This is a genomic window from Nostoc sp. ChiQUE01b, from assembly GCF_034531255.1.
In the GTDB taxonomy this organism is placed as follows: domain Bacteria; phylum Cyanobacteriota; class Cyanobacteriia; order Cyanobacteriales; family Nostocaceae; genus Nostoc.
Genome location: NZ_JAVRBM010000132.1, coordinates 1 through 15,600, shown reverse-complemented (window position 1 = coordinate 15,600; position 15,600 = coordinate 1). Strand labels below are relative to the sequence as shown.

The following is a 15,600-nucleotide window of genomic DNA, read 5'->3' as shown; positions in this document are numbered from 1 at the left end:
GCGGTCTCAAAGCCTTATATATACTTGCTTGCAAGTTTTAGGACGGGTCTAATAGTGTTTATCTCAAAGCTGCTTATCGGGCTGAACTTTCTGTGACTTTGAAAATTCTTGCTCTCCTTGAGCAACCGACTCACCCCACTGAACATTTAGAACACTGGTTAGCCCAATTCCAAACTACTGACTATCGCCAACTTTCACGTTTAAGTGATGAACAAATCAGCGCCTTGATGATGGCAGCCAAACATCCAATTAGCATTATTACTGGTGGCCCTGGTCGAGGGAAAACTTATGTACTGAAAACCTTGGTTGAATGGTTCATGCATACTGATAAAGCGATGTCTACGACGGGCTACGCCTACGCACTTGCCGCTCCAACAGGGAAAGCTGCTAACCGCATGAAAGATGCTACAGGCATTGAAGCAACTACTATTCACCGTTTATTGCAATGGCAGGGAAACAATGCGGTTTTTCTTTATAACGAGGATAATCCTCTAAATCTTGATTGTCTAATCGTTGATGAATTTTCAATGGTTGATATATTTCTGTTCAATTCGCTACTCAAAGCCTTGCCTAAAAAAACCAGAATTGTACTGGTAGGGGACTTTGATCAATTGCCCAGTATTGGCGCAGGAATGGTCTTGCGAGATTTAATTGTTTCTGAACTCGTCCCTACAACAAGATTACAGACGATTTATCGCCAACGGCACGAAAGCCCGATTATCTATGCAGCTAATGATGTCAATTCTGGTATAGTCCCCACACTGCACAATTTTAATCAGGTTTCTGATTGGATGGATGTCGGTGACTGTGCAATGATTCAAAAAGATTCGCCCCAAGCGACCTCCCAAGCCATAGTTGAGTTGGTTAAAGCTATTGGCCAGTCAGGTGTTGATTTAAATCAACAACTAATAATCTTAGCGCCCCAAAAACAAGGAGACTGTGGAGTTCACAATCTCAATCAGCTTCTTGCCCCTATCTTTAATCCCAAACAAGAAAATCAACCACAAGTTGTCTCTGGGTCAGTTATCTACCGAGTCGGCGATCGCGTAATCCAACTGAAAAACCGTTATGAAACTGTCCCGCCCGTAATGAATGGCGAGATCGGTCAGGTTATTGCTGTGGAGCCGGAAAAATTTCTGGTTACAATCTCTTGGGAGGGCGGTGCTGTTGTTAATTATTATCCTGGAGACTTCGAGCAAATTATGCACTCGTTTTGTATAACTTGCCACAAAAGTCAAGGTAGCCAATTTCCTTATGTGATTTTCCCATTGGTCAGGGCTAATTACCGGATGTTAACCCGTCAGCTGCTCTACACGACTATGACTCGCGCAATGGGTACATTCATCGCAGTTGGACAGCATGAAGCATTGAAGACTGCTGTTGCTACTGATAAACCCGCCCAGCGTTTTACTGGACTAACCAATCTCCTCATTTCACCTGTTGAGCAACTTAGTGAAATCTGGCAGAGTTTGAGCAACACCAGAAAAACTGCTTGTACGACAACATCTTCCCCTACTGTTACTGTCGCTTCTAGGCTACAACAACGCCAACTAACTGCAACACCTGGACAGATGACTACTATTGGTAGTCTCGCACTACAAATGTATGAGTCTAAATATGGTTATCGTCCGTCAAAACAGCCCGAACTTGTCGGCAAGTTTCGCTTTAATACTTATCACTATGAGACTACCGCAATTGACGAGATTGATTCAGCAATTGACGCAGTTCTGCTCCAATAATAAAACCCATCCCCAACATGGAAACAACGGTCGCATCCAACCACACTACTCTTGAAGTACACAATAAAATAGTTATCAGTTATCAGTAAACAATTAAAAGTTTTGATAATTGGGTTTAAGTTCCCCACTATACGCCGCCAGGACTGATAACTGATAACTGATAACTGTTTACTGATTTAATATCTATGGCTATTCCGGCAGCAGAGTTAAAGATCGGGCAATCAGTAAAGTATTTGATCGGTACTCGAAGCGGCATGAGTGCGGCAATAACCGATATCAGCAAATCATCTCTTAGCATCAAAAATACTTATATTGTTACTTTGACCTTTGACGATGATTCACTACCAAATCACTTAAAAACACAACAACTAACTGTTTATGACGAATTGCTCTCAGGTTGTGAAATAATCACATTTTAAAAAAAATAAAATTGGCAGCAGCAGTGAAATTAATCAAAATACTAACTTGCTGGCTGATATAATCCCGTATTTTCGTTAAATTCCCACCCTAACCCTGCTCTATCCTTGCCCTTACACCATGCTACAAAAAGCGGTGGGGGAAGATTAATTCGCTCCTTGCGTACACTTTCAATACTTACACCAAGTCTCTTGGCTAAACCTTCTTCGGTTAATGGTTGCATTCTAGGAGTATGCACTTTGAATGATGAATTATTGTAGTACGATTTCTGTCCACGCTTTTGTTGGTTGTTGAGATAGTCTTGAATTTTAATGATCGCCTCAGCCAACTGTGTCATTCGGGCTATCATCCCCTCCACTTTTTTTTCTAAATCATCAATTGCTGTGGTTTGGTTGCTATTAAATTCACTTGAAAACTCTGATTCGAGCTTATCAAGTCTTTCGCAAATAGCTATTATCGTTTCATTGCTCGAACTGCTGTTATTATTGCTACTCGCAAATAAGTATTCCTCAACACTTGCCTTAATCTTTGAGTCTAGGCGTTCGTCTAAATCATTACCACCTATTGCATCAAGCTTATCTTGAGAATCGTCTAAGTAGAGTTCGATAAATCCGATCAGCGTCGCTGTTGCGGTCGTCCCGTTTGACTTACAACGGGCGATAAACTGCTCCCAAATCCTTTGGTCACAGTTGAAAGATGCCAGCTTTTTTTTGCGCCCTGTATTGCTCATGTTCACGTATCATCTAGGTAAACGGGGACTCTCCACGCTTATTAAATCGTGTAATTCATCATGATGAATTACCTTGATACTATCATCGCCAAATGTGTCAGCGCATTCTTCAAGCGATGGCTTTTATGAAGAGATGCTACTGCCAACCGCTACCATTGGCGATTGCAAATAAATATAGATATCACCCCGTAGCAATTCCAGCATCAACCATTTTCGCCAGACACTAGGTATTAAATCTTATCAGTGATAACGCTAATCGTTGACAATACTCATACTGCTCATCTGCATAGCTGCGAAAATTGCACCTCTGGCAAAACCTGCCCCGTGGACTGGGATAATAGGAACAGGGCGGGGTGTTGATGGGGCAGCAACCTTGAAAATTGATAGGCATGGTCGAGCAAAGATTCTGTCTTTGCAGGAAATCCAACTTCTGTTCTCGCAGGGAGTAGACTCGCTACGAGACAAAGCACTGTTTGCAGTCATGCTTTACACAGCGTGCCGGGTGAATGAAGCAGTGACATTGCTAAAGCGCGATGTCTATGATACCAAAGGAAAAGTCAGAGCCAAAATCACCTTTCGTAAAGGAAACACTAAAGGTAAACTGGCTACCCGTGCCATTCCTGTAATTCAAGAATTGCGGGTCAGGCTGCAAGCATATAAACCGCGTGATGATTCCCCTTGGCTCTTCCCTGGAAATGCTGACCACTCCAGAGCCAATAACCACCTGCACCGGGATTCGGCACTGTGGATACTGCGAGTCGCTTGCAAACGAGTGCAAGTTGAAGGCATAAGCTCTCACAGCTTTCGGCGCACAGCATTGACCTCAATGAGTAATGCGGGAATTCCCTTAAGAGTGATTCAAGAAATCTCTGGGCATCGCACCTTGGACGAGCTGTACAAGTACTTGGAGGTGAGAGAAGATCAAGTATTGGGAGCGGTATCATCTTTAGCGCTACTCGCCCCGATTGAGTCAAACGACTTCGAGAAACCCTTGTTAGTCGAAGTGACCGATAATTCAGTAAAGGAAAGCTCTTGACCCCATTTTACCAAAAAATCGATTTCGCAAGACAACATCAGCGCAATTCCTGAAAGCAAAAGTAGAAATTGCTTCAATGATGCGGTTAGTTATGACGAAAGTTTAGCCCACCGACATCGGCAATACCTCTTCACTTAGCAAGGTGTAAAATTCAGGAACTTGAGATTCCACAAGTCGCAGTTCATCTGCCGCGATCGCTTCAAGTTCCAGTACCGTCTCCCAACGCAAATCACTCTGCCATCGCTTGAGAATGCCTTTAATTGCCTCAACTCCACGAGAAATACCAGAGCGAAGTATTTCTACGCAATGAAGTAGAGTAATGCGATCGGTCGGAGGCGACTCAAATTCGGTAGTATCCTCTCCCTGGCAATGGGAGTTCCCTATAGCATCAAGGGGGGGGATGGATACGGGCTGGTGATTTGGGTTTGCACTATACACAGCAGGGGTTTTGGCAGCATAATAGGTTCGATTTTCTTTTTGATTACGCTTCGTTTCACGATGAGCAATTACATGCATTGCAAATTCCAATTGCTCTTTAGATAAAGAGAAAAGTTTCACCTGTTGACCCCGTTTACCAAACTTACGGAAAGTCAACTTTAACCCCAGCTGCTCGACTAAAGTGGCCAGCAACCAAATAGGTTTACAGTTGCTGGGGATAGTAAACCCAAGAATTGCTTTGACGTGAGCAGCACAATGTATAGCGATCTCCCTCATCTTGAGTAAGGTGGCATCCGAGGCAGTAAATTCATCACCCCTCACTAAACGTTTAAGAATCTGATGCAGCCCCAGGTTAAATCTAGCCAACCACCGTGCCGAGTAATTACCCCAGTCGATGCACAAAGGTAGATTGTCGCGTTCGGTGCGGTCTTTTTGGGTGACAATTGTTGGTGGGGTAGGATAACTTTGCCCAGTTTTGGGGTCAACAATTGATTCTTCGGGTGGGGCTAAAATGGCCTCAAGTCCAGCGATCGCTATAATTAAGCGACCACCTTTATCCATTTCTACGAGTGATTCGGTTACTTCGATGCCGTAAGAATCAGAAATGCGGAACTTTTCACATTCAAAAATTTCATTAGGGTCAAGGTAATCTTTGCTCTGACGGGCACGGTACTCGCTCAAAGTAATATTCTTAGCCTTGGCAACAGCCGAATTGTGGGCACTATCCAAAGCTTGTGCTGCTGCTTTAAGACTTTCGAGAGATTGAGGATCTGAATCACTGCCCACATATATAAATGTATTGCCCATTTCGGTGAGAAGCGATCGCAAATCATCACGCAGATTATTCAGAGAATAGTGGCGGTTAGCCATAATTTGGCAGTAAGCCTCAAGCGCCCAATCTTTCTCGGCTCCGCGTTTGCCTGTTTGACGGTCAATCCGCAACACAAAAGCAGTCATTTCATTGGTTTGGAGTAACCGCTCTTTAATCTTGGCGGCGTTAGTATCTTGGTAGCCAAATGGGGGACGCGGGGCCACCCAAATATGAAATGGGACTTTGGGACGATAGCGGTACAGCTGTTGGGCACACTCGGTAGCGGTTTGGGAAACGCCGTGAAAGACACCAAACACGCTATCAAAATGATACTCCGAAATATCAACACCAGTACCGAGACTGGGAGAGGTGAACAAGGCATCAAAGTTTTTGACGGCGTTGGTGATATCTTTGATGAAAGCGACATTCTCATCAGATCCAGAATTATCGGAATGAACCGACCAGATGCGCCATTTTTGAGGTGTTTGGGATTTTTCGGAGTTAGATTCTTCGCACTTAATAGTAAAGGATTTGTCGAGTTTTTTGATGAAACGCTTACTGTCACTTGCAACCATGATTTTCTCACCAAGCATCAGCGCTGCCGAGATTTGGGCAACTAGGGCGCTAGAATTATCCCCCTCGTACCAATAAATTGTGCGTGAACCGTTTCGCCACTCGTTTTTGATAATGTACGGGACTTCACCGAGTGGTCGCATTGCAAGAAAGAAATCTACAGTCAGGTCATCCATGTGTGCATCAGCGATGACGACCAGTGGCGCATTGTATACTATATATTCCAGTACCTCCAAAATGGCGGCGCGATGTTGTTTGCAAGTATTACTATGTAGTAAGTGGGTGAGATACTGGCAGGCTTCATCTATAAATATGCAGCCGTAGGTGAGAAACTGAGTATTCAGCTTATGCAAGCTGTCGATAGTAATACTAAGGGCTTGAGCCTGAGCTAAACCTGTGTAACCCAAGTCTGAATACATCGCCGTCTGCAAGCGTTCGGCAAGATTTTTCAGCAAATTTACGCGATGCCCATTGTTGAGGAACCGCGCGTCGGGGTTTTGGTCACGCCACCAGCGCATAAGTTGGGTTTTACCAGTACCCATGTCGCTCCAGAGTACGACTAGTCCTGATTTTGGGAAATTGAAGGTAGGGGATTTCTTCGATTTGGATGAATCAACTCCGCCAGAATTCGTAGACTCTTTCTTTCTTTGATGTCCTTTTATAGATGGCGTGAAAAGTTGTTCCTTTTCAAGATCATAAAGCTCAGGCACTCTCAAGCATTTTTCTTCAAGTTCAGGAATACACAAAGCCTCAGAGAGATACTTGACATTAACAGTGACATCCGGCTGGTACTTGCTTAACCCCCATTTTTTAGCCCGATACGAGCGCTTGTAATCAGCAAGTGATTTAGCATCATCGATGATTGCGGTCAGCAAAGCGTTAGCATCTTCGCCCCGCGCCACAACAAAATCATCAACGCCTTTTTCTGGCCCCGGCAGTAATGCAACTTCACATTCAGAACCAGCAGCTAAGATTGCTTTTGCAGTCCGAACAGTGGCTTGAAACACCGACCACCTGGTTTTAGAAGAGGTTTCGTAGTCAAAAAGAATTATGAACTTGCGCCCCGCCTGAGCCATTGGTACTAAGTCAGGATGCAACCGTTCATCAAAATCCCGTCTTCCGACCCGCCCGTTCCAAATTCCAGGCAGTGCGATCGCTACAAACCCCAAAGAGAGCAAGCAAGCAGCCTTTTTTTCGCCTTCGCATAATATTATCGGAATCTCTGGATGCTGTTTCACCCACTCCCAAAATATTAGCGGATTGAGTTTGTCGAGTAGGCGCAACGCTAAAACTGAATGATAGCGCTTAATTAGATAGCGTTTTGCAACTTTGTCCCAAATGGGGTTAGCGACATCAAAGTAGGTAACACGGTTGGGGGTTTTGGGGGGTGACTCGTACTTAACTGGCTTGCCTTTTTGCCAATCAATGCGCGGGAAGTTGGGCTTGATCCTTCCCCACTCCATCGGTTGCCAGTTTTTAAACGGGTCAAGTGACTGAATCCAGGTTCCACCCAGTAATAGGTGCTGATACATTTTGATGTATCCATCTGTTACCCGACCCGCATTCTTGCGTGGGATTTTATCAGATATGAACAGGAAATCATAAACTGATTCTCCCTCAACGTGAAAGAAGTTGCGCTTAATCAACGCCGGATGAATGGCGCTACCAGCTAACAACTCATGGTACTCCGCAGCCGTGAGGTTGTTTGGGTATTCAATTGTCGCTGAATTCATCGGTTCTCCCCTCGGAATTCCTTAGAGAGAACTCTTTCAAGCTGCGAAACTCTTGCTCTAGCCTGGATATTCCGAAAATTTCCCTTCGTCACAGCACAAAATTGCCATGCGAAAGCTGCACTCGACCCCATGCGCTCAACTACAGCGCTCTTGGAGCGTTCTTTATTTATCACAATATTTTCCCCTGATAACTCGGTTTACAAGCTTCAGAGGGGGTGTTGCGCTGCTAAGGGTTTTTAACTACGAAATTCGGGTTTTTTCTTAATCAAACTTAATATCTCGCCCCTTTGAGGAATTTCAACAGCAAAAACTGCCACACAAAAAGCACCAGTTTCGTGTGGTTTCTCGTATAATACAAGAAGCAGCGTGGACTTAATCTCTTTTGACCAGTTAGTGGAATCAAGTCGCCAAACTTTAACTACCACCGCTTTGGTTTTTGTGAGATAACCCCGCTCTGGAGTTATTTAGTTTTTTGCTCCTTGGACAAAGCGTTACTTCTTAAGTACGTTTTGTCCTTTAAATTTTGTGTTCCTGTATATTTACCTCCATCTTTTGTTCGTTCTGATCTTACAATGCCCTCTGTGTTTAACGTTGTTTTGATTTTTGCTTTTGACCTCCACGTTTTTTAAGGATTCTTTTAGGGGTAATCGAGGGTTGGTAGCACCTCTGTGTAGGGTAGATTACCCTGCAATATTATGAAAAGCTTTTGCTTAAGATGCGACCGCTAAATTTGGCAAAGCATTGGATACACGCACCAATCCTTGTGGATCGGTTAAGATATACTTTTTAATTACTGGCTGGAGAGTAAAACTAATTTCTTTAGTAACTGGATTTTTACTGCTTTCAATCAATGATTGTTTTTCCAGATTTTCTAGTGCTTTAATCAACTCTAAAGTTGACACAGACGCTTTCTGTCTCTGCCTGATATCACTTAATAACTTGGCAAAGCTAATAAATTCTGTAGTTGAAACTATCTCCTCTGCTGTGTAAATCAGAATTTTTCGCTCAATTTCTGTCAATACGTGACCAAAAACATGATTAAGCATTGCTTCAAACTTACTACTGACAAGAGTTGTTGGGTTTTGAAAAAATACTTGTGTACTGCCAGAAAAAAAGTGATTAATTCTCTCAATTACTGCCTCTAGTTCCGAAGGATTACCACGATAAGTTTGAATTAATTGATGGCACTTTTCTGTGTCAGTCAATCCTTTTTCAGACAAAAACTGCATTGCCGCATCTTCATCTAAACCTTCAATTCTAAAAAATCGAAGAGGTCGCTTCGCTACTATCAGATCATTCAGCTCATCAAGCAGAATTCGATTAGTCAAGAGCAAACAGCTTTGATGCTGTTCTTCTACTAAACGGCGAAAAAATAGTCTGTAATCTAGTCGTTGCTCTAAATTTTTTGTCTGAAATAACGCTTCAGATTCATCTAGCACAACCAAGCAACGGCGTGATTGCATCTGCTTCAGCAACATTGTAATCATTGCTTGAGCATACTTAGGTGAGCTTGAGGGTGTTTCCAAAGGCTCAATTATATCTAACAGTTCGGTTACTAAATCCTGAAGTAGTGGTGCATGAGCAACTGATTTCCAAATCAAATAATCAAATCTAGGTTGAGATTCTGCACTAATTTCCGCTAGAAGTTTTGCCGCTAATGCAGTCTTACCGATTCCTGCTACTCCTACCAAGGATATACATCGCTGTTTAGCTATTAATTCTTTTAAAAGAGTTAGTTCCTTTACTCGTCCGTAAAAACTAGACACATCAGGTAGTTGTCCTCCCAGAACTTGTATTAAGTCGTTGGCAGGGAAGTTCGGCTCCTCTTTTGACGCAGATTGAGCATAATATTCTTCAGTAACTTGTTCCAAAAAATCACGCAGATTCTTTTTGCCAACCCGTTCGCCATTTCCAATAGTTTCAGAAAGCATATCCCACAATCGACGGGCTATGCCACCTTTTAAGTAGTTAGGACTGTAAGATGAGTTACTTGCTATTTCTTCATAGTCATTGTCATCCCACGCTCCCTTTATAACAAGGATTTCAGCCTCGGATAGATATCTACCTTTTTTGGCAAACACTAACTTATTTACTACAGCTAGGGCTAGTTCAAAAGTAACTTTCACTGTAAAAAGTACTTTTGGTGACTCCTGTCCTGTTTGCTTAAGGGAGGAGTGAGTAGGAGCCTGGAATTGCGATTCAGTACTAAAAACTGTAACCTTGTTAATCATTTTTACACAGTAAATGCCCGAAATGGGCATTTTTATAGATTAGGCTTAGTTTTAAGAGGAGATTGCATTGTATCAATCATATTTGATTTTTCATTTTATAGTTAATTTTTTTCAAAAAAGTACTATAGAAATTTCTAATGTCGGTTACTTACAATAAGAATTACTTTCGTAGACACATCTTGGATGGAGTACGGTAAGAGAAAAGAGTAAGATTAGCACTTACACTTAAGGCTATTTACTGAAATTGGCTACTGAATTTTCATTTCAGCTAAACAGTGAGTCTTCTAGTAATTATTGTTTAATGTGATATTTGTTACTTTTTTCCCTAAGCAATGCAGGTATTTAATGGTAGTATATATACATTGATGTTTAAAATGAGGCTGCCTAAAATTTTCAACTTATATGTTGTTCCATTGCGACAGCAAGAGGTAGTGTGAGTAAATTTCTATGCATTACGTTATACATACTAAAATATGGGTTACTGTATCAACCCTCTTTGCAAACAACGTCAAAATCCTGATGACGTTAGTCACTGTCTCTTATGTGGGACTTCATTGCTAATTAACGACCGCATTTGTCTAGTTAAGCCATTAAGAGAGCTTACCGAAAACCCATTTAGCTATATGGAAGTTTTTGAAGTGGACGATGCCGGCACTCAATGGAATCCTGGGCGTAAGCGGCGAGTCATGAAAGTTTTAAAATGGAACACACCTCAGTTAGTTGATCTTATTGAGCGGGAATCTCTCACCTTACGGCTTATTGAACACCCATGTATTCCTAAAAGTACTATAGATGACTTTTTCACTTTTATTCCGAATAATAGCTCTCTAACATTGCATTGTTTAATCATGGATAAATTTGAAGGAGAAAATTTAGAACAATGGTTAGAGTCTAATGGGCGAATTTCACAATCCGTAGCATTACAATGGCTTCGACAGTTAGTTGAAATCCTTGATGAAGTACACCGTACAGAAATTTTTCATAGAGATATTAAACCTTCTAATATAATTCTTCAGTCAAGTGGACAACTTGCATTAATTGATTTTGGTGTAGCACGGCGAGTGACTGATACCTACTTGGCAAAAGTCAGTGGAAGTGGGGGATCTAGCACAGGTAGGGGAGGACGATACGAAATTACATCTGTCAGTACTCCTCGTTACTCTCCATTGGAGCAAGTAAATGGTCAAGCAGTACCTCAATCAGACTTCTATGCTCTGGGTCGGACTTTTGTGCAATTAGTGACTGGCATTCAATTGATGGATCTTCCAACAGATAAAAAGACAGGAAATCTAATTTGGAGAGAGCAAACGCCGCAGATTGACAAGCCCTTTGCTGATTTTATTGATGAATTAATGGCTCCTTTACCAGGGCAGCGTCCGCAAACAACTAGAGTCATTTTGCAGAGGTTAGAAAAACTACCTCAGCAAATTAAAAATTATAGATTAGCTAATTCTAAAGTTTTTCAATATAGCAAATATACATTGATTGTTTTGGGATTTTTTGGGTGTGTCTTTCTCTCTATACCTGTAGTAGCTAACTACCTAGTAACTCAAGGACAAAAGTTAGAAGCAGCAAATAATTCTCAGGGAGCACAAGATTTTTTTTACTGGGCTATAAAAATTCGTTCTCAGAGTAATCGGACTATATCAAGTTTTTACTTTGATAAAGCTGTCCGTAGCACCAAAGACCTTGAGTTAGCTAAAAAATATTATGAATTAGCAATTAAATACAATAACCGGGATGCAGATGCTTATAGTAATTTAGCTTTTGTTTGTCAGCAATTAAACCAAGATGACTGTGCAATTAATAATTATGAAAATTCCTTTAAATTAAAGCCTGACAATTGGGAATCGCGTTTTGGGCTAGCACTTTTCTATGATGATAGACGAATGTATGATTTGGCAGAAAAACAGTATATATTAGCCATTGAAATGAGTAAAGAAGCAATACCAGCCATTAATAATTTATCAAGATTGAAGATTTTAGATGGCAAATATGATGTAGCAATTGCTTTAGCTAAATCAGGTTTACAAAAAACTGAAAATATTAAATTTAAGTCTACTTTATATAAAAACTTAGGTTGGGCAAAATTAGAGTTAAAGCGTTATGCTGAGGCGAAGGCTGATTTGGAGAAATCAACAAAACTGGATGCCAGGACAGATGCTTACTGTTTATTAGCGCAAGCGCAAGAAGCATTAGGTGAAATTAATGATGCCAGGCTGACTTGGGAGATATGTTTGATTGCTGAGTCTAATCAGTTAGAAGTTCAGCAGTGGAGATTGCAAATATTAAAGCGTTTATTGGGAGAGTTTGTGATGCCATCTTCGCCCTAAGCCTTTTTTTTATTTCCTGTTTCCTGTATGCTACTAACTAGCAAATAGCCATACAAAAATTTTGATGCTTACTTTAAACAATTCGACAAGTGCAATAGCCAAAAAAATATTCACAGTTCAAATTGTAGCACTCGCATCAATATCAACATTAGTTGTCTCAAGTTCTAGTAGTGTATGGGGGCAATCTCAACTAATAGCCTTGCGTCAGTGCAAGAATGTTGATGGAAAAGTGATGAGTCCAGGCGATCGCTACTTAGAAGCAGGTAGTCCGCTGTGTCCGGGAGATCAGATTCACCCAAAGAACGGAGCCACAGTTACAGTCGTTTGCTATTTAAATCGAAAAATTTTATACATTAATCAAAACAATATTTCTGATGCTGCCAACAAATGTGCACCATCACAAGTCACTGAGGCAGATAAGTATCGATGTACGAATCTTAAACCGCAGAACTGTCCCACTACACTTAAAGGGCCAGATGATGATAACTCTGTACCAAGACCAAGATTAATTAGTCCTTACATTAGTGGCGGTAGAATCTTGACTACCCGACCATCAATTTCTTGGCGTGCAGTTCCAGGAGCTACTAGTTACACAGTAGAGATGGAGGGTAATAATACTAATTGGCAAATACAAGTAAATAATACTAAACTGCCATATCCAGAAGGGCAACCTCAATTGAGATTTGGACGTGTGTATAGAATTATTGTGTTTGCGTATCAAGGGAACTCAATCATAAGTCATGCTCCTTTAGTATTTGGTCTTTTATCAGAAAAAGAGCAACAGGAGATTGCATTACTGGTAAAACAAGTTAACGAAGTAAAAGTACCTCCTGATGAAGCTGCTGTTGGGGTTTTAGATACTATATATATGTCAAAAAATCTGGTAAATGAATCGATAGAAACATTAAAGGCAAGAGTGGCAGCAGGAAGTAAAAACCCTGAAATTTATCGAGTACTGGCAGATCGCTACTTAGAGGCAGGACTGCCTAATGAGGCTCTTAGTGAATACACAACAGCAAAGAAGTTAGCTAAAAGTAATAAGAACTTAAAGGAATTATCAAAGGTGCAAGAAGGTTTAAAGCTATGGGAATTTATAACCAACTACCAACGAGCAAGAATGGGGCCCAGTAGTAATGATGAGCGTATTTAGGATTTTTCATTAATGCTAGTTGTGCAATCCGCAGTGCCTCTGCTTTAGGAATACCATTTTTCAATCCCTTGTAGAATTCTTCCATTAATAAAGCAGTAGAATCTGCATCTACTAGCCACAAAGTAGCTATCGTAGTTCTCGCACCTGCTTGTGCAGCTACTCCAGCCATTCCTAATGTTGACCTTTTATTACCTTTTGCGGTTTGACAGGCGCTTAAAACTAATAACTCAATTGCATCTGTATCAGTTTTAATTTTACCTTTTAGTAATTTGTCAAATTCTCTAATATTGATGACCTTATCATAGGCTAGAAGTACTGTCTTCAAAGGGTCTGAACTAAACTGTCCATGAGTGCTAATATGAACGATTGGGAAATTATTTTTACTTATTTCTTGCTCTAGACGGGGAGTAGTAAACTTTTCGTCTAGTAGTGTAAGGGAAGATTGTGTTTGACTTTGGACATCTTTTACTTCTTCTTTGGCTTTGGGTAGTGATCTGACGCCTTTAGGAGCGTTGCGATCTAACAAGCTGGGGCTGGGCTTAGACAAAGCAGCGATGAGAGCTGTAAACCGCTTTTTTGATAAGGGTTTGGGATATCTAATTCTAGAACCGAGAGTGGCTGCAATGCTGTACTGCTCGAGTAGATAATTTTTCCCATTATATAATATGCCCATTGGTATACTTTGAAAAGATTTATCTAAGATAAATATTAATGTTCCTGATGCAGGTAAATATGATGCTATTGGCGCAATTAATTTTTCATAAAGTGCTTGAGAAGGCAAAATAATTTGTTGTACATCAATAGTAGCGAGTTTCTGATCCTGTAAACTCCATAAAAGATCACTAAGATTATCTTTAACTATATTTGCTTCAACAGAGTAATGATGAAGAGAGCGGTTTGAAGACTGGAAAATAACTTCTATAGTGTCATCCAAATCAATGATATGAATGATCCCATAAGCACTATTTAAGTCGGGAATATCATTCAGAGCAATTAGGTCAAGCTTGCCACACTTTAAAAAATTTTCTAACTGTGCTGTTTGTAAACGTTCGTTTATTTTAATTACTTCTTTTAGATTAGGATTAGAATCTTTCAAAAGTAACTTCATATAATCACGGTACACAGGTTCTACTTCTTGTTGAAAGAAGAACTGTATATCTATATTGCTTGACAATATGCTGTCACGAATATGTGCCAGGTTGTCAATAGCAGATTTGTACATTGTGAGGGCTTCTTTAGCCCTTCCTTGCTTGTTGTACAAGTTTCCTAGCTGTTGTTGCCATTGGTAAGCAATATCTTCTGCTTGAATTGATTGAGCCAAACTTAAAGCTTTTAAAAAATATGCTTCTGATTTTTCTGGTTGTAATTTACCCAGAGTGCCAAGACTGTAAGACTTGATTCGCTGATTACTTGTACTTTTAGCTGTTTGCAAAGCGGACTGACCATATTCAATAGCTAATGAACGTAATTGCTGGTCTGGAATTTGACTTAAACTATTAGCAAAATTGAGCTTAGTATAAACAAGTTGGGTAGCTGATAATTGAGAAAATGTAGAATAGTTTTTTAAAATTATGTTAACAGAGGGTTGAATTTGTTGTTGAATTTGATTGCGAATCTCAACTAGTTTTGAATTACCTAAATTTAACTCTGTTGTTAAAAAATCATCAAAATCTATTAGCAGGCTAAAATGATGCAGTTGAGATTTTAATTGTGTTACTGGATAATTTGCTGACACCAGATTCACTTGATGATAAATTTCAAGTGAATTGAGTGCTTGTTGCTGAATCATCTCCACAATTTCATTTTTAAAATCTGGTTCTTCTACTTCATAATATTTATTTCGTGCTTGCTTATAAATAGCTTCATGAGTATTAGCTAATGACAGCAAAATCTCATGATTATCAACAGTAGACGTTTTTTGAGCAATTGATAGCGTTTTTGCTAGAACAACCTTTGATTCATCTAATTTACCAATTAAGCGCAAGACATCTCCTAAGTTGTGCCATGCAAATAGATTTACTGGCAAATGTTTTTGCTTATCAATCGCTGCTATCAATAGTTTTGTTGTAAATTCAGTAGACTGTTGTGGCAAGATGGCACAAATCTTAGTATCTGTATTTAGCTTTAGAGCTTGTAATAGTGTGTTACAAGCAAAACGATTTAAACCCAAAGCTTGTAGAGCAAGATTTTGGTTAATTAAGCTGCCAGTAATACCCTCTTCGTAGCCAAGTTGACGATAAATTTTTGTGGCTGTTTTCCAAGACTCAAGGGCCTCCGATGCTCGTCCTTCATTTAAATACTTTTCTCCTATTTGGGTTAGTAGTCGCGCTTGATTACGTTTTTGTGCTTCTTTATTTAACGTGAGTTCGACGGATAGGAAAGCACAAAAAGCTTGCTATGTATGAATTT

At 40.4% G+C, this 15,600-nt stretch carries 10 protein-coding genes; 5 read left to right on the top strand and 5 right to left on the bottom strand.

Annotation, left to right across the window (positions count from 1 at the left end):
* Positions 1-92 precede the first annotated feature (92 nt).
* Entirely contained in the window at positions 93-1,739 is a 1,647-nt protein-coding gene (locus tag RMY63_RS39320) for an ATP-dependent DNA helicase (RefSeq protein ID WP_322733856.1), read from the top strand.
* A 185-nt stretch (positions 1,740-1,924) separates the two neighbouring features.
* On the top strand, positions 1,925-2,158 hold the full coding sequence (locus tag RMY63_RS39315; RefSeq protein WP_322733855.1) for a hypothetical protein: 234 nt from the start codon (positions 1,925-1,927) through the stop codon (positions 2,156-2,158).
* 41 nt (positions 2,159-2,199) lie between these two features.
* On the opposite strand, the gene RMY63_RS39310 is transcribed toward RMY63_RS39315, so the two are convergent.
* Positions 2,200-2,886: a hypothetical protein gene (locus tag RMY63_RS39310; protein ID WP_322733854.1), complete on the bottom strand. Its 687-nt coding sequence runs from the start codon at positions 2,884-2,886 to the stop codon at positions 2,200-2,202.
* A gap of 259 nt (positions 2,887-3,145) precedes the next feature.
* Here RMY63_RS39310 and RMY63_RS39305 point away from each other — a divergent pair, with 259 nt between their 5' ends.
* Positions 3,146-3,922 (top strand): tyrosine-type recombinase/integrase, encoded by a 777-nt coding sequence (locus RMY63_RS39305; protein ID WP_416212592.1) that lies wholly within the window; start codon positions 3,146-3,148, stop codon positions 3,920-3,922.
* 102 nt (positions 3,923-4,024) lie between these two features.
* On the opposite strand, the gene RMY63_RS39300 is transcribed toward RMY63_RS39305, so the two are convergent.
* The 3 genes from RMY63_RS39300 to RMY63_RS39290 all read right to left on the bottom strand — a co-directional run bounded on the left by RMY63_RS39300 (position 4,025) and on the right by RMY63_RS39290 (position 9,708).
* Entirely contained in the window at positions 4,025-7,477 is a 3,453-nt protein-coding gene (locus RMY63_RS39300) for a plasmid replication protein, CyRepA1 family (protein ID WP_322733853.1), read from the bottom strand.
* A 236-nt stretch (positions 7,478-7,713) separates the two neighbouring features.
* Positions 7,714-7,902: a hypothetical protein gene (locus RMY63_RS39295; protein WP_322733852.1), complete on the bottom strand. Its 189-nt coding sequence runs from the start codon at positions 7,900-7,902 to the stop codon at positions 7,714-7,716.
* 285 nt (positions 7,903-8,187) lie between these two features.
* Positions 8,188-9,708: an NB-ARC domain-containing protein gene (locus tag RMY63_RS39290; RefSeq protein WP_069068033.1), complete on the bottom strand. Its 1,521-nt coding sequence runs from the start codon at positions 9,706-9,708 to the stop codon at positions 8,188-8,190.
* Between the two features lie 473 nt (positions 9,709-10,181).
* Here RMY63_RS39290 and RMY63_RS39285 point away from each other — a divergent pair, with 473 nt between their 5' ends.
* Positions 10,182-12,041: a serine/threonine-protein kinase gene (locus tag RMY63_RS39285; RefSeq protein WP_322733851.1), complete on the top strand. Its 1,860-nt coding sequence runs from the start codon at positions 10,182-10,184 to the stop codon at positions 12,039-12,041.
* 64 nt (positions 12,042-12,105) lie between these two features.
* Positions 12,106-13,191 carry a hypothetical protein gene (locus tag RMY63_RS39280; protein ID WP_322733850.1) on the top strand — a complete coding sequence of 362 codons (1,086 nt, stop codon included), beginning with the start codon at positions 12,106-12,108 and terminating at the stop codon, positions 13,189-13,191.
* Here the strand turns inward: RMY63_RS39280 and RMY63_RS39275 are convergent.
* The gene (locus RMY63_RS39275) at positions 13,133-15,361 is read right to left on the bottom strand and encodes a CHAT domain-containing protein (RefSeq protein ID WP_322733849.1); all 2,229 of its coding nucleotides are present in this window, start codon (positions 15,359-15,361) and stop codon (positions 13,133-13,135) included. The genes RMY63_RS39280 and RMY63_RS39275 overlap by 59 nt on opposite strands.
* Positions 15,362-15,600 lie beyond the last annotated feature (239 nt).